Genomic DNA, 24,574 nt, shown 5'->3' on the forward strand with positions numbered 1-24,574 from the left:
ACGACACGAAGCACGAGGGATCGCGATGACACTGAGGATGGCCATCATCGGCTGCGGCAAGATTGCCGACGGCCATGTCGAGCAGATCCGCGCCACCGGCCGGGGCGAGGTGGTGGCGGTCTGCGACCGCGAGCCGCTGATGGCCGAGCAGCTCGCCACCCGCATGGGCATCGCCGGGCGCTACACCGACGCGGCGCGCATGCTGGCCGAGACCCGGCCCGACGTGGTGCACATCGCCACCCCGCCCGACTCGCACCTGGCGCTGGCGCGGCTGTGCTTCGAGGCCGGCTGCCACGTGTTCATGGAGAAGCCCTTCGCGCTGACCGAGGCGCAGTCGCGGCAGATCCTGGCGCTGGCCGCCTCGCACGGCAAGCGCGTGGGCGTGAACTACCTCTACAACTACGAGCCGCCGGGCCTGATGCTCGAAGGGCTGGTGCAGCGCGACGCGCTGGGCGAGATCGTGCACCTGGACACCAGCTACGGCTACAACCTGTCGGGCGACTACGGCCTGGCGGTGATGGCCGACCCGGGCCACTGGGTGCACCGCCTGCCGGGCAAGCTGTTCCACAACGTGCTGGACCACGTGCTGGCCAAGGTCGTGCCTTTCCTGGACGACCGGATCGAGTGCCAGGTGCTGGCCTTCCGGCGGCGCGGGCCGACCGGCTCGGCCATCGTCGACGCGATGCCCGACGAGCTGCGCTTCCTGCTGCGCAGCGGCCCGGTCACCGTCAGCGGCAACGTCAGCGCCCACGGCCGGCCGGTCTCGCACACGCTGAAGGTGGTCGGCACCACCGACTCGGTCGAGCTCGACTACACCGCCCGCACGCTGGTGCACAGCGCCCGCTGGGCCCAGCCCAGCGCGCTGGGCCGGCTGTTCCCGGCCTGGGTGCAGGCGCGCCAGTTCGCGCGCAACGGCTGGCACAACCTCGGCCTGTTCCGCCGCCACCAGTACCACTATTTCCAGTGCATGCGCGAGCTGCTGGTGCGCTTCTACGATGCGGTCGAACACGGCACGGCCGATCCGATCCCGCCCGCCCGCATCCTGCGCGTGACCCGCATCATCGACCTGATCGTCACGGCCATGGCGACCCCGTCCGGCCGCAGCACCACGGACACCCCCACCGAAGCCGCGATGCCGGAGGTCGCACCATGAAGATCCTGCTGACCGGCGCGGCCGGCTTCCTGGGCCGGCGCATCGCGCGCAGCCTGCTCGAGCAAGGCGCCACCGACCTGCTGCTGCACGTGCGCCAGCACGCGCCGGCCGGCCTGGTCGAGACGCTGCAGCGCGACTTTCCGGCCGCCCGCATCGGCGTCGTGGCGGCCAACCTGCTGTCGCGCCCGGCGGTCGACACGATGTGGTCGGGCGTCGACCTGCTGGTGCACGCGGCCGCGGGCATGCGCGGCGGAGCGGCCGACATGTTCGCCAACACCGTGGTGGGCACGCGCAACGTGCTCGAGGCCGCCGGCGTGGCCGGCGTTCGCCGCGTGGTGCTGATCAGCTCGTTCTCGGTCTACCGCACCGACGGCCTGGCCGCGCAGGCGCTGATGGACGAGCAGGTGCCGCTGGAGACGGTGGGCGTCGACAAGGGCCCCTACGGCTACGCCAAGACCCGCCAGGAACAGCTCTTCGACGAGTGCCGCGCCCGCTACGGCTACGAGGGCGTCGTGCTGCGCCCGGGCGTGATCTACGGGCCCGGTGGCGGGGCCATGTCGCCGCGCGTGGGCATCGGCGCGCTGGGCTTCTTCTTCAGCCTGGGCGGGCCGGCGCTGCTGCCGCTGACCTATGTCGACAACTGCGCCGACGCGGTCGCCCGGGCCACGCTGCACGCGCCGGCGGGCAGCGCCTTCAACGTCGTCGACGACGACCTGCCCGCCTGCAGCACCTGGCTGCGGCGCTACCGCGCCGAGGTCAGGCCGCTGCGGGTGATCCGCCTGCCGTATGCGCTGTTCCTGCGCGGCGCGGGCTGGCTGCAGGCCTACCACCGGCGCTCCCGGGGCCAGCTGCCGGCGGTGTTCACGCCGTATGTGGTGCGCTCGATGTTCCGGCCGCTGCGCTACAGCAACGCCGCGCTCAAGGCGATCGGCTGGACCCCGCGCGTGGCCACCACCGAAGGCATGGGCCGCGCCTTCCAGGACCTCAAGTCCCGGCTGGGCTGAAGCGGGCCTCGGCGTAGAGCCGGTCGTAGGCCACGCACACGGCGTCGATCGACGCGTGCTCGCGCACCCAGCGCTCGGCCGCGGCGCCCAGCTGCGACCGCAGCGGGGCCGACTCCAGCAGCCGGGCCAGCGCCTGCTGCAGCGCCGCGCCGTCGGCCGGCGGCACCAGCAGGCCGGAGGTGCCGTCCTGGATGATCTCCGGGTTGCCGCCGACCCGGGTGGCGACGATGGGCAGGCCGGTCGCGCAGGCCTCGAGCAGCGCGATCGACAGGCCCTCGGTCAGCGAGGGCATGGCGAAGACGTCGAGCGCGGGCAGCAGGTCGGCCACGCCGCTGCGCTGGCCGGTCAGCAGCACCTGCGCGCCCAGGCCGAGCTGCTCGACGCGACCGGCCAGCTCGGCCTCCAGCGGCCCGCCGCCGATGATGGCCAGGCGCAGGCCGGGCCAGCGCGCCAGCAGCGCGGGCAGCACCTCGATGAGCAGCTGGTGGTTCTTCAGCGCCACCAGCCGGCCGACCGCTCCGATCAGCAGCGTGTCCCCGTCCACGCCCAGCGCGGCCCGGGCCTGCGCCCGCCGCTCGGCACTCAGGCGGAAGCGCTCGACGGGGATGCCGTTGAGCACCGTGGCGGCCTTGTGGCGCGGCACATGGCCCATCTGCACATGGCGGTCGTGCACCTGCTGGCCGACCATCGCCACCCGTGCGGTGCGCAGCAGCGAGCCGCGGTAGAGCAGGCGCAGCTGGCGGTTGGCCAGCCGGGTGCCCATGTCGTGGCTGGTGCCCACCAGCACCGGCCCGCCGCGCAGCGCCAGCAGCGAGGCGGCGGCGTAGTAGTTGGGCATGAAGCTGTGGGCGTGCACGACCTCGATGCGACGCTCGCGGGCGACCCGGCGCAGCACCCGGATCGCGCCCAGGTCCAGCCCGCCGGTCTTGTGGGCGATCACCACCTCGATGCCCGCGGCCAGCAGCTCGGCCTTGTAGCCGTCGGTGCGGTGCAGGCAGCAGACGGTGACCTGGTGACCACGCCGGTGCTGGGCGATGGCCAGGTCGGTCACCACCCGCTCGAGGCCGCCGAAGTCCAGGGATTCCAGTACATGCAGGATGCGCATCGGGATCGAGCCTGTGCTCTTGTGCTTGAGGAAGAAGGGCCGGCCTTCAGGCCGACCAGCGCACGATGAAACGGCTGAAGTGGCGCACCGGCGGCAGGCGCGCGGCCAGGCCTTCCAGCAGCGCCGCGTCGTCGGCGTGCCAGGCGCGCAGGCGCACGCTCAGCAGCACCATCAGCGCCGCATACAGCACCCCGGCGAGCAGGTGCATGCCGTGGCCGCGGTCGAGCGCCAGCAGCAGCGCGGCCGCCGCCCCCGCCAGCAGCGCGGCCAGCGTCAGGCGGACCAGGCGCAGCAGGTGCAGCCGCACGCCCATCGTGCGCACGACCACCGCCGCCGTCAGCCCGAACACCACCAGCGTGGACACCAGGTGCGACACCAGCGCGCCCCCCAGCCCCCAGCGCGGCACCAGCAGCAGCGCCACCACGCCGGAGACGGCGATCGACAGCGCCACCACCGCGGTGCGGGCCTTCTGGTGGTCGGAGATCGACAGCAGCGCGCCGAACGCGCCGGTGCTGAGCGTGAAGCCGCCCACCACCACCATCACCTGCAGCGCCAGCACGGCCGGCTGGTAGCTCTGACCATACATCAGCAGCACCATCGGCGGCGCCCACAGGACACCGACCCCGGCCAGCAGCAGGCCGAGGAAATGGAACAGCCTCACCGCATCGGCGGTGATGCGGCCGGCCCGCTGCGTGCCCCCCTGGCCGTAGCCGTGGGCCATCAGCGGCATCAGGATCGAGTTCAGGCCGGAGGACAGCAGGTCGACCCCGCCGCGGGTCAGCGCCACGGCGATGCTGAAATAGGCCACCGTCTCGGCCCCGGCGTGGCGGTTGAGCAGGAAGGTCTCGATCGCCTTGTTGCTCAGCGCGGCCACCAGCGTCAGCGCCACGGTCCAGCCGAAGTGCAGGCGCACGCGCGCCATCAGCGCGGACTCGGACTCGGCTTGGACCGGGGCGCCGGCGTCCGGTGCCGCCGCCTCATCGGCCGAGCCCGGGCGGCGCCGCTGCAGCCACCACAGCAGCGGCGGATGCGCCAGGCTGACCAGCACGAACAGCAGCAGCATGTCGACCAGGCCGCGGCCCAGCAGCGCCAGTCCCACCACCCCCAGCACGTTGGCCAGCGCCAGCAGGGTCACGCTCATCGCCTCGAGGTCGAAGCGGCCGTGGCCCTTGGCCACCGACACGCCGAACAGGTAGGCGGCCTTGCCCACGGCCGCCGCCAGCACGATGGCGGCGAACAGCGCCAGGTCCTCGCTCCAGCCGGTCGGTCGCAGCCAGGGCAGCACCGCCATCAGGCCCAGCCCGGCCAGCAGCACCGAGGCCGCCTGCCAGCGCGCCAGGCGCCGGCCGAGCGAACGCGCCTGCACCGGCGCGCCCCGGCCGAGCAGCTCGGAGACGAAGCGGATCACCGTGGTGGTCAGCCCGTTGTTCATCACCATGACCAGCAGGCCCGACAGCCACAGCACATAGGCATAACGGCCGTAGTCGGCCGGGCCGAGCGCCCGGGCCACCAGCGTGCTGGCGAGCAGGCCCGCGGCATAGGCCACATAGGTCGAGCCGGTGACCAGCACCGCCGCCCGGGCCATCGTGCGGCCCCCGAAGCGCTGGCTCATCGGCACAGCCCGTACTGGTCACGCAGCACCTCGTGCATGCGCTCGCCCACCCGCTGCCAGGTGAATTCGGCGGCGACCCGCTCGCGGCCGAAGCGGCCCATCTCGCGGGCCATCGCGGGATCACGCCCCAGCGAGATCATCGCCTGGGCCAGGCCGAAGGCGTCCCCCGCCGACGCGATCAGACCGGTGCGGCCATGCTGCACGATCTCGGGCATCGCGCAGCGGTCCACCGCGATGCACGGCAGGCCCCAGGCCATGCCCTCGAGCAGCGAGATGCCGAAGGGCTCGTAGACCGAGGGCAGCACCAGCGCGGTCGCCTCGGCGAACAGCGCCTCCAGGCGCTGCGCCTGCGCGGGCACCGACTTCGACAGGAAACCGGCGAAGGTCACGCCCTCGGGCGCCTCGGGCAGCACCTGGGGCGGGGCATCGGGGCCGACGATGGTCAGGCGCGCCTCGGGCAGCGCCCAGCGCACCTGCGCGAACGCCTCCAGCAGGCCGGGCCCGCCCTTGCGCTCGAACTCGCGGCCGACGAACAGGAAATGGGGCGCCTCGAAGCTGCGCACCGGCACGTCGGGCAGGCGCGGGAAGTTGATGCCCGCCCCGACCACGTGCACCCGCGAGGACGGGATGCCGAAGTCGTTGATGAAGCTCGACGCCAGCCAGCCGCTCATCACGAAGATGCCCCGCATCGAGCGGTAGACCTCGCCTTCCCAGCGCAGGTGGCGGGCGCGCTGCTCCGGGCCGACCTGGCTCTGGTCGAAATGGCGGTAGCGCAGCGCGGCATTGCCGTCGTGGTAGCCGAACACCGGCGGCAGGCCCGGTGCCGCGCAGTTCAGGCGCGCGCCGATCTGCAGCACGCCCTCGACGTCGCGCTCGCGCCGCACCATCGAGCGGGCCCGGCGGCTGAGCATCGAGAAGCGGGTGCCGCTGGCGTTGAAGCGCGCGCGCCAGCGCTCGCGTGGCCAGGCCAGCGAGGTCAGCTGGCACCAGCGGGTCTCCAGCGCGTTCAGGCGCACCTGACGGGCGTGCGGCACCACGCCCTGCTCGCGCAGGACGTCGAAGAGGTATTTCGAGGAACCCGACCAGCTGCGCGGATCGTAGGGAGGTTCGAGGCTGACGCCGATCAGGGGCATGACGATGCGGTCTATTTGTATCAAGACGTTACCCGAGCAAGATACATCAATTGCAGTGTCGCCTCGAGCGCGGCACGCAAATCTTTCGAGTTCCGGCCTCAAGACCGTGCAGATCGGGGCCTGCACGCGCCCGCCTCCCTACAATCCGGGGCTCCCGATCTCCTCAGCCCCTGCCGCCATGAGCACCCATCAACTCGACAAGAAGTCGCAAGCCTGGTCCGCCCTGTTCTCCGAACCGATGAGCGAGCTGGTCAAGCGCTACACCTCCAGCGTCTTCTTCGACCAGCGCATGTGGGCCGCCGACATCGAAGGCAGCCTGGCGCATGCCGACATGCTGGCCGCCCAGGGCATCATCGGCGCCCAGGACCTGGCCGACATCCAGCGCGGCATGGCGCAGATCCGCAGCGAGATCGAGGCGGGCACCTTCGAGTGGAAGCTCGAGCTGGAGGACGTGCACCTGAACATCGAGGCCCGCCTGACCACGCTGGTGGGCGACGCCGGCAAGCGCCTGCACACCGGCCGCTCGCGCAACGACCAGGTCGCCACCGACGTGCGCCTGTGGCTGCGCGGCGAGATCGACGCCACCGCCGTGCTGCTCGAAGACATGCAGCGCGCGCTGGTGTCGGTGGCCGAGAAGAACGTCGAGGTCATCCTGCCGGGCTTCACCCACCTGCAGGTGGCGCAGCCGGTGAGCTTCGCCCACCACCTGCTCGCCTACGTGGAGATGTTCGCGCGCGACGCCGAGCGCCTGGCCGACCTGCGCCGCCGCGTCAACCGCCTGCCGCTGGGTGCGGCCGCGCTGGCCGGCACCAGCTACCCGCTGGACCGCGAGCGCGTGGCCCGCACGCTGGGCTTCGACGGCGTCTGCCAGAACAGCCTGGACGCGGTCAGCGACCGCGACTTCGCCATCGAGTTCACCAGCTTCGCCACGCTGGTGATGATCCACGTCTCGCGCCTGGCCGAGGAGATCGTGGTGTGGATGAGCCAGAACTTCGGCTTCATCAACCTGAGCGACCGCTACTGCACCGGCTCGTCGATCATGCCGCAGAAGCGCAACCCCGACGTGGCCGAACTGGCGCGCGGCAAGTCCGGCCGCGTGGTGGGCCACCTGATGGGCCTGATCACGCTGATGAAGGGCCAGCCGCTGGCCTACAACAAGGACAACCAGGAAGACAAGGAGCCGCTGTTCGACACGGTCGACACCGTCAAGGACACGCTGCGCATCATGGCCGAGATGATCGGCGGCGAGGTGGCGGCCGACGGTTCGCGCTCGGGCGGCCTGACCGTCAAGGCCGACGCGATGGAGCGTGCCGCGCTGCGCGGCTACGCCACCGCCACCGACCTGGCCGACTACCTGGTCAAGAAGGGCCTGCCCTTCCGCGACGCGCACGAGGTGGTGGCCCACGCCGTCAAGGACGCGATCGCGCTGGGCCGCGACCTGTCGGAGCTGCCGCTGGAGACGCTGCAGGGCTACGACGCCCGCATCACGGCCGACGTGCACGAGGCGCTGACGCTGTCGGGCTCGCTGAACGCGCGCAACGTGCTGGGCGGCACGGCACCGGTTCAGGTGCGTGCGCAGATCGCGCGCCACCACCAGCGCCTGCAGGCCTGACGCGCCAAGCTGCGGGGTCCGGCCCCGACTTTTCGTGCCATTGACGCCGGCGCCCCCGCCCTAGCATCGGGTCGGGGTCGGCCCGTCCGCTCCACCGCTGCCCGATGTCGGGCGTGCCGGCCGGGCCCGCGTCATGGAACACGACCAGCACATCAGCACACCCGCCGCGCCCGGCTCCTCGGCCGGCGAGATCGACACGGCGTCGCCGCGACGCCAGCGCATCCGCCTGGGCGACGTGCTGGTGCAGCAGCGCCTGGTGTCCGAGCAGCAGCTCGACCAGGCGCTCGAGCAGCAGCGCAGCAGCGGCAAGCGCCTGGGCCGGGTGCTGATCGACAACGGCCTGATCACCGAGGACAGCCTGGTGCAGGCGCTGGCGCGCCAGCTGCGCATCCCCTTCGTCAACCTGAAGACCTTCCCGGTCAAGGGCGAGGCGGTGCGGCTGCTGAGCGAATCGCATGCCCGGCGCCACCGCGCCATCGTGATCGACGACAAGGGCGAGCACCTGCTGCTGGCCATGGCCGATCCGCTCGACCTGTTCGCCTACGACGAGCTGTGCCGCCAGCTGCGCCGGCCGGCCCGCCTGGCCGTGGTCGCCGAGAGCCAGCTGCTGGGCACGCTCGACCGCCACTACCGCCGCACCGAGGAGATCACCGGCCTGGCCAAGGCGCTCGAGAAGGACATCGGCGACACGCTGGACTTCGGCTCGCTGCAGGCCAGCGTGGGCCAGGAAGGCGCGCCGGTGGTGCGCCTGCTGCAGACCGTCTTCGAGGAGGCCAGCCAGGTCGGCGCCTCCGACGTGCACCTGGAGCCGCAGGAGCGCGAGCTGCTGATCCGCCACCGGGTCGACGGCGTGCTGCAGACGCAGAACCACGTCGACAAGCGGGTGGCCGCCGCGCTGACCCAGCGCCTCAAGCTGATGGCCAACCTGGACATCTCCGAGAAGCGCCTGCCGCAGGACGGCCGCTTCTCGCTGCGCCTGGCCGAGCGCACGCTCGACGTGCGCCTGTCCACGCTGCCCAGCCAGCACGGCGAATCGGTGGTGATGCGCCTGCTCGGCCACGGCGACACCGTGCGCCGGCTCGAGCACATCGGCATGCCCGCCGCGATGCTGCGGCGCCTGCGCGAGATCATCGGGCGCACCTCGGGCATGGTGCTGGTGACCGGCCCGACCGGCTCGGGCAAGACGACCACGCTGTATGCCGCGCTGGCGGAGATCGACGCGGAGCAGCACAAGATCATCACCGTCGAGGACCCGGTCGAGTACCGCCTGCCGGGGCTGACCCAGGTGCAGGTCAACGACCGGATCGAGCTGAGCTTCGCCAAGGTGCTGCGCGCGACGCTGCGGCAGGATCCGGACGTGATCCTGGTGGGCGAGATGCGCGACACCGAGACCGCCGAGATCGGCCTGCGCGGGGCGATGACCGGCCACCTGGTGCTGTCGACGCTGCACACCCGCGACGCGGTCAGCACGCCGTTCCGCCTGCTCGACATGGGCGTGCCGGCCTTCATGGTCGCGACCTCGCTGCAGGCGGTGATCGCGCAGCGCCTGGTGCGCGTGAACTGCCCGCACTGCCTGGAGCCGCACGAACCGACCCCGCAGCAGCTGGCCTGGCTGGCCAGCCTGCAGGCCGACGCCACCGGCCTGCGGCCGCACCGCGGCGCCGGCTGCTCGGCCTGCAACGGCACCGGCTACAGCGGCCGCGTCGGGGTCTACGAGATGCTGGAGATGGACGCCGAGATGGCCCAGACCGCCACCCGCGGCGACCCGACCGCCTTCCTGCACGCCGCGCGCCGCCACATGGTCGGGCGCACCATGGCCCACCACGCGCTGGCGCTGGTGCGGGAACACCGGACCTCGCTGGCCGAGGCGATGCGCATCGCCGGCGACCTGCAGGCCGCGACCGACTGAGGGGCACGACGATGGCCAGTTTCGCCTGGCGCGGCCGCAACGGCCGCGGTGAAGAAGTCTCCGGCATCACCGAGGCCGATGCCGACCATGCGGTGGCCGACCAGCTGATCGCCGGCGGTGTCAGCCCGGTGGAGATCCGCCCGCTGCGCTCGATCGAGCAGGTGCCCGCCGGGAGCGAAGCCACCACCCGCCCGCCGTGGGCCGCGCTGCTGGCCCGCCCGGTCAGCGGCGAGGAGGTGCTGATCCTGACCCGCCAGCTCCACACGCTGCAGAAGTCGGGCGTGCCGCTGCTGCGCTCGCTGGCCGGGCTGCAGGCCTCGCACGACAAGCCGGCGATGTGCGACCTGCTGGGCGACGTGCGCGCCAGCCTCGACCAGGGGCGCGAGCTGTCGGGGGCGCTCGCCCGCCACCCCCGCGTCTTCGACGGCTTCTACGTCGCGATGGTGCGGGTGGGCGAGATGACCGGGCGCATGCCCGAGGTGCTGCGGCGCCTGGCCGAGCACACCGAGTTCGTGCTCGACACCCGGGCGCGCATCCGGCAGGCGCTGCGTTACCCGGCGATGGTGCTGGGCGCGATCGCCGTGGCGATGGTGGTCATCAACCTCTTCGTGCTGCCGGTGTTCGCCCAGGTGTTCGCCGGCTTCAAGTCCGAGCTGCCGCTGATGACGCGGCTGCTGCTGGGCAGCTCGGCCTTCATGGTGCGCTGGTGGCCGCTGCTGGTGGCCGCGCTGGTGGCCGCGGTGCTGATGCTGCGCGCCTGGCTGGCCACGCCGGACGGCCGCTACCGCTGGGACCGGCTGCAGCTGCGCCTGCCGCTGGCCGGCCCGATCGTGCGGCGGGCCACGCTGGCGCGCTTCGCCCGCAGCTACGCGCTGGCCGCCAGCAGCGGCGTGCCGATCGCCCAGGCCATGACCGTGATCGCCCAGACGGTGGACAACCGCTACATCGGCGCGCGCGTCGAGCAGATGCGCGACAGCATCGAGCGCGGCGAGAGCATCTCGCGCTGCGCCAGCGCCGCGGGCATCTTCACGCCGATGGTGCTGCAGATGATCGCCGTGGGCGAGGAGACCGGCGAGATGGACACGCTGATGGTCGAGGTCGCCGACATGTACGAGCGGGAGGTCGACTACGCGGTCAAGAACCTGTCCTCGGCGATCGAGCCGCTGCTGCTGCTGGTCATCGGCTCGCTGGTGACGGTGCTGGCGCTGGGCGTGTTCCTGCCGCTGTGGAACCTCGGCCAGGCCGCGATGAGCCATTGATCGGCGGCGATCGAGCGGTTCAGGCGCCGGATGTGAATTTTTTGCTCAATTCGCGCGGACCGCCGGTCGATATCCCCATCACGGCGCCACGTTCCAGGCCCGCCGGGCCCGGGCCGCGAGACGCCACCGGGCAGGCTCTCCACGAGCCCCCGGAACGACATCTTCTCCAGCTGCATCGAGGTAGACCATGAAGCGCAAGTCCCTGCAATCCCGACCGGTTCGTCAACACGGCTTCACGCTGATCGAACTGGTGATGGTGGTGGTCATCCTGGCCGTGCTGGCCGTGACGGCCCTGCCGAAGTTCATCGACATCAAGAGCGACGCCCAGACGGCAGCGGCACAGGGCGTGGCCTCGGCGCTGAGCTCGGCGGCCGCGGTCAACTACGCCGCCCGCAAGGCCAACTCGAGCAAGGGCCAGACGGTCGCGACCTGCGCAGATGCAGCCACCCTGCTGCAGAAGGGTGCAACTGGCGGCCTGCCGACGGGCTACTCGATGACCGACGGCACGGTCACCATCGCCGCCGACACGAGCGTGGATTGCGCCATCACCGGCCCGAACAGCTCGAGCGCCACGGCCACGATCATCGGCATCAACTGATGCGCCGCCCCGCCGCCGCCCCCGTGGGGTGTCCGCGGGGCTTCACGCTGATCGAGCTGGTGGTGGTGATGGTGCTGATCGCCACGCTGGCGGTGGTCGCGCTGCCGCGCCTGCTCGACCTGGACGCCTGGCGCCTGCGCGCCTATGGCGACCAGCTGCAGGCCGAGCTGCAGGCGATGCAGCGTCTGTCGATCGCCCAGCGCCGCGTCATCGTGGCCACCATCACGCCCACCGGGGTGAACGCCGCCTACGGCGACGGCACGGCCTTCGCGGCCCTGCCCTGCCCCTCGAGCCTGGGCTCCTGCATCCAGGAGAGCGGCAGCCGCACGGTCAGCTTCAACAGCGGCCACGGCGGCAGCACGGTCACCTCGACCGGCGCCTCGCTGCCGCTGACGCTGGTGGCGGGCAGCACGCTGCAGCGTTACCAGATCGAGACGGAAACAGGCCTGATTCGCACGCTTCCTTGACCGAACGTGGTCCCCGATGCCCCCCTAGCATCGGAGCCATGAACTGTCAGCCCCGTGCAGCCGTGCGCAACGGTGTCCGTCCCTGTGCCCCCGGCGTGCCGCCGGGCCGGGGTCGGGTGCGCGGGCTGTCGCTGATCGAGCTGATGATGTTCATCGTCATCCTCGGCGCGGCCCTGGCGGGCGTGGTCCGCATCTTCGTGCAGGCCAGCCTGGCCAGTGCCGACCCCGGCCTGCAGCGCCAGGCGCTGGCGATCGCCGAGTCGCTGCTCGAGGAGGTGCAGCTGATGCCCTTCACCTGGTGCGACCCGGACGACGAGGCCGTCGAGACCGCGACCAGCGCCGCCGGGTGTGCCAGCGCCGAGGCGATCGGCCCGGAGAGCGGCGAGAACCGCTACCTCACGCCCCAGTTCGACAACGTCAACGACTACCACGGCTGGTCGATGAACGGCATCCGCGACATCGGCAACAACCCCGTCACCGGCCTGGAGAACTACCGCGCCAGCGTGAGCGTGCAGGCCGCCGCCCTGGGCAGCCTGAGCGCGGCCAGCGGCGACGCGCTGCGCATCACGGTGACGGTCGACGGGCCGGGCAACACCCAGGTCACCCTCGCGGGCCATCGGAGCCGGCATGCGCCGCAAGCCGCCTACTGAGTCCGCCCGCCAGGCTCAGCGTGGTTTCACGCTGGTCGAGGCGGTGCTGGTCATCGTGCTGACGGGCGTGCTCGGCGGCATCGTCTCGCTGTTCATCGTGCGCCCGGTGCAGGCCCACCTCGACACCGTCACCCGCGCCGACCTGGTCTACCGCGCCGACAGCACGATGCGCCGCCTGCGGCGCGAGCTGCGGGGTGCGCTGCCCAACAGCGTGCGGGTCGACGCCACCGGCACGGCACTGGAATTCATCCCGAGCACCGGCACCGCGCGCTACGCCAGCGAAAGCGGCGACACGCTGGACTTCGGCGTCAACGACACGTCCTTCGACCTGATCGGCCCGCCGCTGACGCTGGGGGCCAACCAGCAGCTGGTGGTCTACAACCTGGGCCCGGGGGTCACCGGCTCGGACGCGTATGCGCCCAACGGCACGGCCGCCGAGCAGGCCGACTCCAACCGGCGCATGGCCACCAATGCCGCCGGCAGTGCCACGGCGATCACGCTGTCGTCGCTGGCCGGGCTGCCGGTGCAGGACGAGTCCGCGCCCTTCCGCATCCACGCCGTCAGCGCCCCCGTCACCTGGCACTGCGACCTGGTCGCGGGCACGCTGACGCGCCGCACCGGCTACGGCTTCCTGGCCACCCAGAGCGTGCCGCCGAGCGGGGGCAGCGCCGCGCTGGTGGCCACCGGCGTCACCGGCTGCCAGTTCGCCTACGACCACAGCGGCATCGCCGCCCGCGCCGCGCTGCTGAGCCTGCGCCTGACGCTGGCCAGCGACCGCGACACCAGCAACCCGGCCGGTGGCGCCGGCAGCCGCGAGACCCTGACCCTCCATGAGGCCGTGCATGTCGACAACCTGCCTTGAGGGCCGTGCGGCCCAGCGCGGGTTCACGATGATCTCCGCGCTCTTCCTGCTCGTGGTGCTGGTCGCGCTGGGCGCGGCGCTGGCCCGGGTGTCGATGCGCCAGCAGCTCGGCGCGGCCAGCGACCTGGCCAGCGCCCAGGCGCAGCAGGCCGCCCGGGCCGGCCTGGAATGGGGCGCCTGGAAGGTGCTGCGCGAGACCCCGGCCATCCCGGACTGCTTCGCCCCGACCCACATCCGCCTCGACGGCACGCTGGCGTCCTACGTGGTCAGCGTCAGCTGCACCCGCACGCCCACCAGCGGCACGCTCAGCGATGGTGACGCCACGCTGGCCTTCTTCAAGCTCGTGGCCAACGCCTGCAACGCCCCGGTCGCCGGGGCCTGCCCGGCCACCGGCACGCTGCAACCGACCTACGTGGAGCGCCAGCTGAGCTGGACGCTGAGCCGATGAACCTGCACCGCCTCTGGCGCACGCTCGTGCTGCTGATGCTGACCCTGGCCAGCGGCACCGCCCTGGCCGGCTGGACCCAGGGCGTGCGCGCCGAATACTGGAACTGGAGCGGCTCGGGCACCCCGGCCATCCCGGCCACGGCCGCCACCGTCGACCAGCTCGAATCGACCATCAACCGCAACAACGTCAGCACCGCGCCCGCGCCGGGCATCACCGCGACCAACCACATGGCGCGCTACACCGGCTACCTCAGCGTGCCGGTCTCGGGCTACTACGAATTCAACGTGCTGACCGACGATGGCGTGCGCCTGGCGGTGGACTGCAACAACGACGGCCAGCTGACCAGCTGGATGATCGACCGGTGGCAGGACACCACCCCGGTCACCTGGAGCAGCACGGCGAGCGACTGCTACCTGACCAAGGGGCAGTACTACCGCTTCCGCTACGACATGTACAACCGCGGCGCCCAGTCCAGCGCCCGGCTGAGCTGGACCCGCTGGAGCAGCTGCCTGGTGCTCTTCATGTGCCAGGACACGAACGAGACCGTCATCGGCGCGAGCAGCTACTTCCAGCCCGACACCACGCCGCCGACCGGCGTGTCGGCGCTGATCGGCTGCGGCGGGGGCACCAGCGTGACGCTGACCTTCTCCGAGACGCTGGACCCCGCCACGGTGACCGTGACCGGTTTCCTCGTCAACGGCCTGGCACCGCGGGCGGTCAAGCTCAGCGACGACGAGACCCAGGTGACGCTGACCACGGCCGTCGGCGTCAGCACCGGCCAGACCGTCACGATCAACCCCGCGGTCGCGGTCACGAAGGTCAAGGACCAGGGCGGCAACGCGGTGGCCACCGGCTCGACGCTGAGCGTCACCGGCGGCTCCGGCACGCTGACGCTCGGGGTGCTGGGCACCTACTTCGACCAGAACAACACCGCCGGCAACCAGTTCGGCGGCGGCAGCGCGACCCGCGTGGACAGCACCATCAACTTCAGCTGGGGCAACGGCGGGCCGGGCGTGGGCGCGGCCGGCACCGACCGTTTCTCGGTGCGCTGGACCGGCTACATCCTGATCCCGAGCACCGGCAACTACACCTTCCAGACCGTCTCCGACGACGGCGTGCGCCTGACGCTCAACGGCGACGTCGAGATCGACAACTGGACCGACCACACCAGCACCACCAACACCACGGCCAGCCTGTCGCTGAGCGCGGGCACCTACCTGCCGTTCACGCTGGAGTATTACGACAACACCGGCAGCGCCAGCATCCAGCTGCTCTGGAAGAAGCCCACCGACCTCTTCTTCGCCGGCCACTCGACGATCCCGTCGACCCAGCTCTACCGCTGCTACATGCCGCTGGCGGGCTTTCGCGTCACGCCCGGCAGCAGCAGCGCCAGCACCTGCGGCAGCGCCGACGTGACCGTCACCGCCATCGACAGCGCGGGCGCCACCTACACCGGCTACAGCGGCACGGTGAGCCTGGGCACCTCGAGCGGCCTGGGCACCTGGAGCACCGGCTCGCCGGCCGCGGTGCTGCCCCCGGTCGACGCGGTGGCCAACGACGGCGCGGCCACCCAGGTCTTCAGCGCGCTGGACAAGGGTGTCGTGCGCCTGAAGCTGGCCAGCACGCTGGCCGGCAGCCTGACGGTCACGGCCCGCGATCCGCTGGTCTCGGGCGCCACCGGCACCTCGAGCGCCATCGGCTTCGCCGACAACGCCTTCGTCTTCACCGAGACCGGCGCGAGCCCCACGCTGGGCAGCGGCGTCGGGGTGGCGGGCCGCCCGCACGGCTACAGCCTGAAGCTGGTGCGCAAGGACCCGAGCACCGGCCAGTGCGGCACGGCCACCGACTACCTCGGCGTCAAGACGCTGAAGTTCTGGCGCACCGACGTCACGCCGCCCGCCAGCGGCAGCTGGACCGCACCGTCCGTCGTGCTGCCGTTGCTGAGCGTGCCGGCCACCACGCCCGCGGCGGGCAACCTCAACCTCACCTTCGTCGCCGGCGTCGGCAGTTTCCAGCTGGCGACGACCGACATCGGCCGCTACAGCCTGAACGCGCTCGACCCGGTCCTGGGCAATGCCAGCGGCAGCAGCTCGACGCTGACGGTGCGCCCCTTCGCGCTGGCGGTCTCCGACATCCGCCAGGGCAGCGCGCTCAACCCGGGCGTGCTCGACACCAGCCTGACGGCCTTCGCCGCCGCCGGCACGGACTTCAGCGCCACGGTCGGTGCCTACCGCTGGTCGCTGCTCGCCGATGCGGACAACGACGGTGTGCCCGACGCCACCGCGACGCTGGCGGCCCTGCAGGCCGCCGGCACCACCGCCGGCTTCGGCAGCACGGTCACGCTGGCCCCGCTGGCCGGCAGCCAGCGCCCGGCCGGCGGCAGCCTGGGCACGCTGGACAACGCCGGCATCGCCGGCAGCCGCTTCTCCGCCGGCCTGGCGACGGCCACCACGCTGCGCTACAGCGAGGTCGGCAGCTTCTCGCTGGCCACCACCGGCGTGGTCAGCGACTTCCTGGGCAGCGGCCAGAGCCTGGACGCCGTGGTGTTCGGCAGCACCGGCCTGCCGAACACCGCCGTCGGCCGCTTCCGGCCCGCGAAGTTCGTCGTCAGCAGCGCCAGCGTGACCCACCGCAGCGGCGCCTCGTGCAGCCCCGCGTCGACCTTCACCTACCTGGGCGAGAACTTCCTGCTGAACTTCGTGCTGACCGCGCAGAACGGCGTCGGCGCGACCACGACCAACTACTTCAGCGGCCACGCCCGACTCGACCTGGGCTCGCCGCTGACCTGGAACCTGGCCGGCAAGGACGGCTCGACGGTCTACAGCGCGCTGGGCACCGGCGCCCGCCTGTCGGTGGGCAGCGCCAGCGGCAGCTGGAACCGTGGCGTCAGCAGCACCATCGTGCTGCCGGCGCAGCTGGTGCGGGGCAGCGGCGTCAGCGCACCGATCAGCCTGGCGCTGGGCATCGCCCCGGTCGACCTCGACGGCACGACCATGGGCAGCTTCGACCTGGACGTCGACCCGCTGGTCGGCGGCAACGACCGCAGCACCGTCGCCACGGTCGCGCTGCGCCAGGGCCGGCTGCGCCTGCTCAACGCCATCGGCCCGCAGGACCGCGACCTCGCCGTGCCGCTGGTGACGCAGTACTGGAGCGGCAGCACCTGGGCCACCAACACCCTCGACAGCTGCACCCGCGTGCCGACCACGGCGCTGGCCTTCGCCAATCCCCGCAAGTCGCTGACGCTGGCCGACCTGGCCGCGCGCAGCCCCAGCGTGGCGCTGAGCGCCGGCCGCGGGCTGATGTGGATGAACAAGCCCGCCGGCGGGCGCCGTGGCAGCGCCGACCTGACGCTGGCCCTGGGCAGCACCGCGCTCAGCAACAGCTGCCTGATCGGCGGGGTCACCGGGCTGCTGAGCCTCCCGGCGACGGGCGCCAGCCTGGCCCATCTGCGCGGCGACTGGTGTGGCAGCGGCAGCGACCGCGATCCGCTGGCGCGCCTGACCTTCGGCCTCTTCCGCGGTGCGGACAGCAGCCTCGACCTGCGGGAGAACTTCTGACCATGTGGCATTTCCGGCCCAAGACCCAGAGCAGCACCCGGGCATCGATCGCCATCGACGGCGATCACCTGGCCCATGTGGAATATGACCCGCGCACCCGCGAGGTGCTGCGCTGGGGCGTGGACTCCGTGCGCGGCGCCGATGCCGTCGGCCGACTGGAGGCGCTGCGGGCACTGCGCCTGCCGGCCGACGGGCTGCTGATGCAGCTGCCGCTGTCGGCCTACCAGCTGCTGCAGATCGAGCGCCCGGCGGTGCCGGCCGACGAGCTGAAGGCCGCCGCCCGCTGGCGCATCAAGGACCTGGTGGACACCCACATCGACAACATCACGCTCGACGTGATGGGCGTGGGCGACCCGGCACGCGGCGGCAGCGCCCACCTGTTCGTGGTCGCCGCCGCCCAGAGCGCGGTCGAGGAGGCCACCCGCCTGGCCAGCGAGGCCGGCCTGAAGCTGGCGGTCATCGACATCCAGGAGACCGCGCAGCGCCACCTGCAGACCGCCGCCGCCCGCGCCCAGGGCCTGGAGGAGCGGGCGACGGCCGCGCTGGTCGTGCGCGACCGGCAGTGCCTGCTCACCATCTGCGCCGGCGAGGAGCTCTACCTGGCCCGCCGGCTCGACTGGGACCCCATGCTGGTCGGCCAGATCCACGCCCAGGCCCAGGCCGAGGCGATCGAGCTGACCGACAGCGTCGAGTCGCTCGACCTGAACTACGAATACAGCCTGCGCGCCAACCCCTACGACCAGGTCGGCGACACGCCCCGGCTGATCGTCGACCTGCAGCGCTCCTTCGACGTCTGGGAGCGCTCGCAGCCCGAGCTGCCGCTGGCGCAGCTGATGATCGAGGTGCCCGAACACCGCACCGACCTGTGCCTCCACCTGGCCCGCGAACTGGGGCTGCGGGTCGTGCCGCTGGACGAGCGGGCGGCGCTGACCGGCGACGTGCTGGCCGGTGCCAGCGCCGAGGAACGTGCCCGCTGCCTGCCGCTGCTGGGCACCCTGCTGCGCACCGACCCCCAGCAGCCCTGACGCGAGACCGCCATGGCCCAACAGATCAACCTCTACAGCCCGATCCTGCTCGCCCCGCGCCAGCGTTTTGCCGCCCGCACGATGGCCAGAGCACTCGGCGTACTGGCACTCGGCCTGGCGCTGCTGAGTGCCGCCGTCACCTGGCAGCAGCGCCAGGTCGACCGCGAGCAGGACCGGCTCGCCGCCAGCCAGGCCTCGGAGCGCCAGCAGCTGACCATCGCGCTGGCCCAGCAGCAGGCCCGCACGCTGAGCGGCCCGGCGCTGGAACAGGAGCTGCGCCAGGTGCAGGCGGCGATCGGCCAGCGCGAGGCGCAGTGGCAGACGCTGCAGGCCGGCCGGCTGCCCCCGGGCCAGCAGCACTCCGACCTGCTCGACCTGCTCGCCCGCACGGTGCCGGCCCAGGCCTGGGTGACCCGGCTGCAGGCCGGTCCGGACGTGGTCAGCCTGAGCGGCTCGACCACCGATCCGCTGGCCGTGCGGCAATGGAGCGAGGCGCTGGCCCGCACCCCGGTGCTCAGCGGCCTGCAGCTCGCCAGCGTGACGGTCGAGCGCAGCGGCGGTGGCGCCGAGCCGGCGACCGGCACCCCGCCGACCTGGAACTTCCGCATCGTCAGCGCCAGCAGCCGGTCCGCCGCGCAGCTCGGCCAGCCGGGAGCGACACGATGAAGCCCCCCCGCCAGACCGCCTGGCGCATGGCGCTGACCCGGCTCGAGCGCCGCATCGACGCCCTCAGCCTGCGCGAGCGCGCCATCCTGTTCCTGACGCTGGCCTTCATCGGCGCGGCGGTGTGTGACCACCTCGTGCTCACCGGCGCCCGCCAGCCACGCCTGGCACGGGCCGGCCAGCTCGCCCACGAGGCCGGCGAGCTGACCCGGCTGCGGGCCCGGCTGAGCGACCCGAGCGCCGACCCCGCCGCCGGTGCCGCCGCCACGCCGCCACCGCCGCTGCGGCAGGAGATGGACACCGCACGCCAGCGCCTGGTCGAACTGGACCGCCAGTGGGCGGCCAGCGTGCGCCAGCCGGCCTCGACCACCGACCTGCCCGCGCTGCTCACCCAGGTGCTGCGGCGCCACGAGCAGCTGACGCTGCTGCGGCTCGCCCCGGCCGACGGTGCCAGCCCCCCGGCCGCGGACGCGGGCCGCCTGACGGGCGGTGCGGCGCCCGCCTCGCAGCCCACGCTGGCACGGCAGGCCGCCGCGGCCATCCGCGACGCGGTGCAGTCCCGGCAGCCCCCGGGCCCCGCCACCCTGCCCATCCCCATGCCCGCCACGGCGGCCTCCACCCCCGCCGCGGCCCCCACCGCACCGGGTCGTGGCGAGCTGCGCTGGCAGAGCGTCGACCTGAGCGTGAGCGGGCCCTACCTGGAGCTGCTGCGTTACCTGCGCACGCTCGAGACCCAGCTGCCCGGGCTGCGCTGGGGCGCGCTCGAACTCGACAGCGCCCCTGGCCGGGCGCCCGTGCTGACGCTGCGCCTGACGCTGGTGTCGGCGTTGTGAGGAGACCGATCTTGACCGCCCCCCGACACCCGCTGGCCGCGCTGCTGCTGGCCAGCCTCGGCCTGCACCCGGGCACGAATGCATTCGCCGAACCGCTGCGCGACCCGACGCTGGCGCCCGCCGCCATCCGGGCGGCCGAGTCGGCCAGCGCCGCCGGCCCGGCCTGCACGCCGCCCTGCAGCGCGGCGACGGCCACCGGCACGGCCGACGACGCCGTGCCCCGCCACATCATGACGATCAACGGCCGCCCCCACGTGATCGAGCGGGGCTGGCCGCGCGGGGTCGGCGACCGGCTCGGCACGGCGCGCATCGAGCGCATCGACACGAGCGCGATCTGGCTGCGCGAGGACGGCGTGCTGCGGCGCGTGCCGCTGTATGCCGGCGTCCAGGTCCGGCCCAGCCGCGACGACACCCCCGGCGAGCGACCCGCCACCCGCCGCGCCCGGACCCCGGCGCCCACCCCTTCGACCCGAGCACCGGCCGCCTCGCACGGCCGGCTCGTGTCCCCCGACTATCCGCCGCTGAACCAGGAGGCCCGACCATGAGCCCCAATGCCCTGAAGCTCGCCTGCATGAGCGCCCTGCTCGGCCTCGGCGGCTGTGCCCTGCCCCCGACCGAGCTGCCGCGCCCGCTGGACGTGTTCCGCCAGCAGGACCTGGCCACCAGCCTGGCGCGGGCGGCCCAGCCGGCCGCGCCCTCGAGCACCGGCGCCCCCGCGGCGACGGGCGCCGCACTCGCGACCGCGAACGCAACCGCACGTCCAGCCGCACCGCCATCTCCGGCGGGCACGGCCCGACCGCCTGCCGCCGACGCGACCGCACCCGCCACGCCGGCCGAGGCGGCCGCTCCCGCCCGACGGGCGGCCGAACCCCGCATCGACCTGGTGGTCAACGGCGCCCCGGCGCGCGACGTCTTCCTCGCGCTGGGCGCGGACTCGCGCTACAACATGCTGCCCCACCCCGAGCTCAGCGGCACGATCTCGGTCACGCTGCGCGGCGTGACGCTGCGCGAGGCGCTCGACGCGCTGCGTGACGTCTACGGCTACGACTACCGCATCGACGGTCGGCGCATCACCGTCTTCCCGCAGACCATGCAGACGCGGGTGTTCACCGTCAACTACCTGCCCTCGCAGCGCAGCGGGCGCACCGACATCCGCGTCAGCGCCGGCGTGGGCAACCAGAACAACGGCAACGGCTCGGGTGGCAGCGGCGGCAGCGGCACCAGCGGCGCCGGGGCCGGCCAGCAGCAGCAGCCCGACAGCAGCCACATCTCGACCACCTCGACCAGCGACCTGTGGAAGGAGCTGGTCGACGCGCTGCGGCAGATGATCGGCACCGCCCAGGGCCGCAGCGTCATCACCAGCCCGCAGGCCGGCGTGATCATGGTCCGGGCCATGCCCGAGGAACTGCGTCAGGTCGAGGCGCTGCTGCAGACCGCCCGCCTGGCGATCGAGCGCCAGGTGATGCTGGAGGCCAAGATCGTCGAGATCGAGCTGCGCGACGGCTTCCAGAGCGGCATCGACTGGTCGGTGCTGCGCGGACGCGGCTCGATCGGCCAGACCAGCGGCTACGCCAGCAACCCGCTGGTCACCAACGGCAACGGCCTGCCCACGCTGCCCACCGACGTGGCCAACGCGCTGCTCAAGGACAACATCGCCCTGCCCGCGGCCACCGGTGGCCTGTTCGGCCTGTCGCTGGCGGTCAACGGCTTCCAGGCCGTGATGGGCTTCCTGGAATCGCATGGCGAGACCCAGGTGCTCTCCAGCCCGCGCCTGGCCACGCTGAACAACCAGAAGGCGGTGCTCAAGGTCGGCACCGACGACTACTTCGTCACCAACATCAACGGCGGCACGACCGCGGCCACCAGCGGCACGACCGGCAGCAGCACCACGACCATGCCCTCGCTGACGCTGACGCCCTTCTTCTCCGGCGTGGCGCTGGACGTGACCCCGCAGATCGACGAGGGCAACACCATCACGCTGCACATCCACCCCTCGGTCAGCTCGGTCACGCAGGTCAACAAGCCGATCAACCTGGGCACGCTGGGCAGCTACAACCTGCCGCTGGCCTCCAGCTCGGTCAACGAGACCGACACCGTGGTGCGGGTGCTCGACGGCCAGATCGTCGCCATCGGCGGGCTGATGCAGGTCGAGTCGGGCCGCTCGGCCTCGGGCCTGCCCGGCAGCGGCCAGAACAGCCTGACCGCCACGCTGCTGGGCAACCGCAGCCAGACCGCACGCAAGAAGGAGCTGGTGGTGCTGATCAAGCCCACCATCATCCGCAGCGCCGACGACTGGGCGCGCAGCACCCAGGGCATCCTGCAGGAGCTGTCGGATCCGCAGGACGGCCCGCTGCGCCGCATCGAGCTGGGCAGCACCGGAGCGGCCTCGCCCGCCGCCCGGGCGGCGTCCGGCCAGCTTGCGGCCCCCGCCACCACCACCACGCCGCCGGCCACCGCCACCGCGGTGCGCTGAGCCCGCGCGCCCGCCACACGCTATCGTGGCGGGCATGAGCACGGCCCCTTCCCCCTCCTCCGACAACCCCTGCGTGCGCTGCGGCGCCTGCTGCGCGAGCTTTCGCGTCGACTTCAGCCGCGACGAGCTCGCCAGCGAAGGCGGCAGCGTGCCCGACGGCCTGACCGTGCCGCTGACCGGCACGCTGGTGCGCCTGCGGGGCACCGACCATGCGCAGCCCCGCTGCGCCGCGCTGACCGGTCAGGTCGGCGTGAACGCCCGCTGCGGCATCTACGAATGGCGCCCCGGCCCCTGCCGGGAATTCGGCCAGCTCGCCCCGCTGGGCCTCGGCGACGAGGCCTGCGCACGGGCCCGGCGCCGCCACGGCCTGCCACCGCTGCCCTGAGCGACGTCTTCCGGGCCGCGCACGGCACACCGAAAAAAAACCGCGCCCGGCACAGGGCCGGGCGCGGTTCGATGCCGAGGCGATCAACGGGGCCGGAGGCCGCCGTCAGCGGACCGCGGCCGGATCGTGGACGCGGAAGGTCCCGACCACCTGCGTCAGGCGCAGGGCCTGGTCCTTCATCGATTCGGCCGCCGCCGCGCTCTGCTCCACCAGCGCGGCGTTCTGCTGCGTCATCTGGTCGAGCTGGCTGACCGCGCCGTTGACCTGCTGGAGGCCCGTCGACTGCTCCGAGGCCGCCGCGGTGATCTCGCCGATGATGTCGGTGACCCGCTGCACCGAAGCGACGATGTCGCCCATGGTCTGGCCGGCGTCCTGGACCAGGCGGGTGCCGGTCTCGACCCGGTCGACCGAGGCGCCGATCAGCGACTTGATCTCGCGGGCGGCCTCGGCCGAGCGCTGCGCCAGGTTGCGCACCTCGCCGGCCACCACCGCGAAGCCGCGGCCCTGTTCACCGGCGCGGGCGGCTTCCACCGCCGCGTTCAGCGGCAGGATGTTGGTCTGGAAGGCGATGCCGTCGATCACGCCGATGATGTCGGCGATCTTGCGCGAGCTGGTCTGGATGTCCTCCATCGTCGCGACGACCTGGGCCACCACGTCGCCGCCACGCTGCGCGGTCTGCGAGGCCGAGTTCGCCAGCTGGTGGGCCTGCGCGGCGGCATCGGCGCTCTGGCGCACGGTGCCGGTGAGCTCGTCGAGCGAGCTGGCGGCGTGCTGCAGGTTGCTGGCGGTCTGTTCGGTGCGGTGGCTCAGGTCCTGGTTGCCCGAGGCGACCTCGGCACTGGCCAGCTGGATCGATTCGGACGACAGCCGGATCTCGCCGACGATGCGCGCCAGCGACTGCTGCATCTGCGCCAGCGCCCGCACCAGGTCCCCGGTCTCATCGGCGGTCGACGGGCGGATGTCGGCGGTCAGGTCGCCGTCGGCGATGCGCCGGGCGGCCTCGCCGGCCTGCACCACCGGGCCCACCACGCTGCGCGACAGCAGCAGGCCCAGGCCCAGCGCCACCAGGGCGCTGAAGGCGATGCCCACGATGCTGACCGTGCGGGTGAACGCCAGGTCGTCGGCGATCGCGCGGGCGTTCAGGCGGGCCCGCTCCGCCTGATGCAGGCCCATGCGGTGGGCCACGTCGATGTACTGACGCGTCAGGTCCTTGAACTGCACCACTGCCCGGCCGGTCTCGACCGCCGCCGCGATGCCGCCGCCCTTCTCCTTGGCCTGCAGCACCCCGTCGCGGGCCTCGAGGTAGCGCTGGCGCACGGCCGCCAGCTCCTTCTGCAACTGCACGCCCTGTTCGGTGGTCTCCAGTTCGGCAAAACGCTTCTGCACGGCCGACGTGCGGGCGGTGATCGCCTTCATGTCGGCCTCGAAGGCCGGCGCCAGCGCCGGATCGCTCGTCAGCACGATGGCCAGCGCCCGGGTCGAGTTCACGCTGATGTTCTCGCGCCACTCGGTGGCCAGCGCGACCCGCTCGGCCTGCTCGCCCGTGAATTGATCGGTCTTGCGCTGCACCTCGTGCAGCCGGGCCAGGCTGACGATCAGGGCCGCCAGCATCAGCACGACCACCAGCCCGAAGCTGACCATGAGGCGGGCGCCGATGCGCAGATGTCGCCAGAGAGGCATGGAACGTCCAGTCTTGTGAAGGCAGATGCCCACCAGTGTGTCGTTTCGGGACAGCGTGCAAGACCGGAAATGCCACCCCGTTCCCCGCCTGACCTGCGGCTCACGGCGACGGCACACTTTGCTCCGAATCTGGCGGATCGCCTCGC

At 72.5% G+C, this 24,574-nt stretch carries 21 protein-coding genes; 17 read left to right on the forward strand and 4 right to left on the reverse strand.

The features are described from left to right. Positions 1–25: 25 nt before the first annotated feature. Together C7444_RS11445 and C7444_RS11450 are read left to right on the forward strand one after the other, a co-directional pair. Positions 26–1,153 carry a Gfo/Idh/MocA family protein gene (locus C7444_RS11445; protein ID WP_110400987.1) on the forward strand — a complete coding sequence of 376 codons (1,128 nt, stop codon included), beginning with the start codon at positions 26–28 and terminating at the stop codon, positions 1,151–1,153. Then, entirely contained in the window at positions 1,150–2,157 is a 1,008-nt protein-coding gene (locus C7444_RS11450) for an NAD-dependent epimerase/dehydratase family protein (protein WP_110400988.1), read from the forward strand. Before C7444_RS11445 ends, C7444_RS11450 begins: the two co-directional genes overlap by 4 nt. Here C7444_RS11450 and C7444_RS11455 read toward each other — a convergent pair. From C7444_RS11455 to C7444_RS11465, 3 genes are read right to left on the reverse strand one after another with little or no spacing between them, the layout of a single operon-like run. After that, positions 2,138–3,262, reverse strand: a complete 1,125-nt coding sequence (locus C7444_RS11455; RefSeq protein ID WP_110400989.1) for a glycosyltransferase — start codon at positions 3,260–3,262, stop codon at positions 2,138–2,140. The genes C7444_RS11450 and C7444_RS11455 overlap by 20 nt on opposite strands. 46 nt (positions 3,263–3,308) lie before the next feature. Then, on the reverse strand, positions 3,309–4,874 hold the full coding sequence (locus C7444_RS11460) for a lipopolysaccharide biosynthesis protein (RefSeq protein WP_110400990.1): 1,566 nt from the start codon (positions 4,872–4,874) through the stop codon (positions 3,309–3,311). Further along, positions 4,871–6,007: a glycosyltransferase family 4 protein gene (locus tag C7444_RS11465; protein WP_110400991.1), complete on the reverse strand. Its 1,137-nt coding sequence runs from the start codon at positions 6,005–6,007 to the stop codon at positions 4,871–4,873. Before C7444_RS11465 ends, C7444_RS11460 begins: the two co-directional genes overlap by 4 nt. Positions 6,008–6,185: 178 nt before the next feature. On the opposite strand from C7444_RS11465, the gene argH reads away from it, so the two are divergent. From argH to C7444_RS11540, 15 genes are all read left to right on the forward strand, one after another. Continuing rightward, complete coding sequence (gene argH, locus C7444_RS11470; protein WP_375136930.1) at positions 6,186–7,619, forward strand: argininosuccinate lyase; 1,434 nt, start codon at positions 6,186–6,188, stop codon at positions 7,617–7,619. A gap of 133 nt (positions 7,620–7,752) precedes the next feature. Further along, positions 7,753–9,528, forward strand: coding sequence for a GspE/PulE family protein (locus C7444_RS11475; protein ID WP_110400992.1), 1,776 nt, complete (start codon positions 7,753–7,755; stop codon positions 9,526–9,528). Positions 9,529–9,539: 11 nt separating this feature from the next. Then, positions 9,540–10,787: a type II secretion system F family protein gene (locus C7444_RS11480; RefSeq protein ID WP_110400993.1), complete on the forward strand. Its 1,248-nt coding sequence runs from the start codon at positions 9,540–9,542 to the stop codon at positions 10,785–10,787. 187 nt (positions 10,788–10,974) lie between these two features. Continuing rightward, the gene (locus C7444_RS20905) at positions 10,975–11,385 is read left to right on the forward strand and encodes a prepilin-type N-terminal cleavage/methylation domain-containing protein (RefSeq protein WP_110400994.1); all 411 of its coding nucleotides are present in this window, start codon (positions 10,975–10,977) and stop codon (positions 11,383–11,385) included. After that, positions 11,385–11,852 carry a pilus assembly FimT family protein gene (locus tag C7444_RS20910; RefSeq protein WP_110400995.1) on the forward strand — a complete coding sequence of 156 codons (468 nt, stop codon included), beginning with the start codon at positions 11,385–11,387 and terminating at the stop codon, positions 11,850–11,852. The genes C7444_RS20905 and C7444_RS20910 overlap by 1 nt, the downstream gene beginning before the upstream one ends. Before the next feature lie 38 nt (positions 11,853–11,890). After that, positions 11,891–12,502 (forward strand): type IV pilus modification PilV family protein, encoded by a 612-nt coding sequence (locus C7444_RS11495; RefSeq protein ID WP_245909519.1) that lies wholly within the window; start codon positions 11,891–11,893, stop codon positions 12,500–12,502. Beyond that, complete coding sequence (locus C7444_RS11500; RefSeq protein ID WP_110400996.1) at positions 12,480–13,364, forward strand: PulJ/GspJ family protein; 885 nt, start codon at positions 12,480–12,482, stop codon at positions 13,362–13,364. The genes C7444_RS11495 and C7444_RS11500 overlap by 23 nt, the downstream gene beginning before the upstream one ends. Next, a complete protein-coding gene (locus tag C7444_RS11505; protein WP_170130717.1) occupies positions 13,345–13,812 on the forward strand; it encodes a hypothetical protein in 468 nt (155 codons plus the stop codon). Before C7444_RS11500 ends, C7444_RS11505 begins: the two co-directional genes overlap by 20 nt. Next, positions 13,809–17,369: a DUF6701 domain-containing protein gene (locus C7444_RS11510; RefSeq protein ID WP_110400998.1), complete on the forward strand. Its 3,561-nt coding sequence runs from the start codon at positions 13,809–13,811 to the stop codon at positions 17,367–17,369. The genes C7444_RS11505 and C7444_RS11510 overlap by 4 nt, the downstream gene beginning before the upstream one ends. A 2-nt stretch (positions 17,370–17,371) precedes the next feature. Next, positions 17,372–18,394 (forward strand): type IV pilus biogenesis protein PilM, encoded by a 1,023-nt coding sequence (locus C7444_RS11515; RefSeq protein WP_110400999.1) that lies wholly within the window; start codon positions 17,372–17,374, stop codon positions 18,392–18,394. A gap of 12 nt (positions 18,395–18,406) precedes the next feature. Further along, positions 18,407–19,060: a PilN domain-containing protein gene (locus tag C7444_RS11520; RefSeq protein WP_110401000.1), complete on the forward strand. Its 654-nt coding sequence runs from the start codon at positions 18,407–18,409 to the stop codon at positions 19,058–19,060. After that, positions 19,057–19,890, forward strand: coding sequence for a hypothetical protein (locus tag C7444_RS11525; protein WP_146219380.1), 834 nt, complete (start codon positions 19,057–19,059; stop codon positions 19,888–19,890). The genes C7444_RS11520 and C7444_RS11525 overlap by 4 nt, the downstream gene beginning before the upstream one ends. A gap of 11 nt (positions 19,891–19,901) precedes the next feature. After that, on the forward strand, positions 19,902–20,435 hold the full coding sequence (locus C7444_RS11530; RefSeq protein WP_110401002.1) for a hypothetical protein: 534 nt from the start codon (positions 19,902–19,904) through the stop codon (positions 20,433–20,435). Beyond that, on the forward strand, positions 20,432–22,363 hold the full coding sequence (locus C7444_RS11535) for a secretin N-terminal domain-containing protein (RefSeq protein WP_110401003.1): 1,932 nt from the start codon (positions 20,432–20,434) through the stop codon (positions 22,361–22,363). The genes C7444_RS11530 and C7444_RS11535 overlap by 4 nt, the downstream gene beginning before the upstream one ends. 34 nt (positions 22,364–22,397) lie before the next feature. Then, the gene (locus C7444_RS11540) at positions 22,398–22,748 is read left to right on the forward strand and encodes a YkgJ family cysteine cluster protein (RefSeq protein WP_110401004.1); all 351 of its coding nucleotides are present in this window, start codon (positions 22,398–22,400) and stop codon (positions 22,746–22,748) included. Between the two features lie 105 nt (positions 22,749–22,853). On the opposite strand, the gene C7444_RS11545 is transcribed toward C7444_RS11540, so the two are convergent. Next, on the reverse strand, positions 22,854–24,428 hold the full coding sequence (locus C7444_RS11545) for a methyl-accepting chemotaxis protein (RefSeq protein ID WP_110401005.1): 1,575 nt from the start codon (positions 24,426–24,428) through the stop codon (positions 22,854–22,856). Positions 24,429–24,574: the final 146 nt, after the last annotated feature.

This window comes from Sphaerotilus hippei, from assembly GCF_003201595.1.
Classification (GTDB): domain Bacteria; phylum Pseudomonadota; class Gammaproteobacteria; order Burkholderiales; family Burkholderiaceae_C; genus Sphaerotilus; species Sphaerotilus hippei.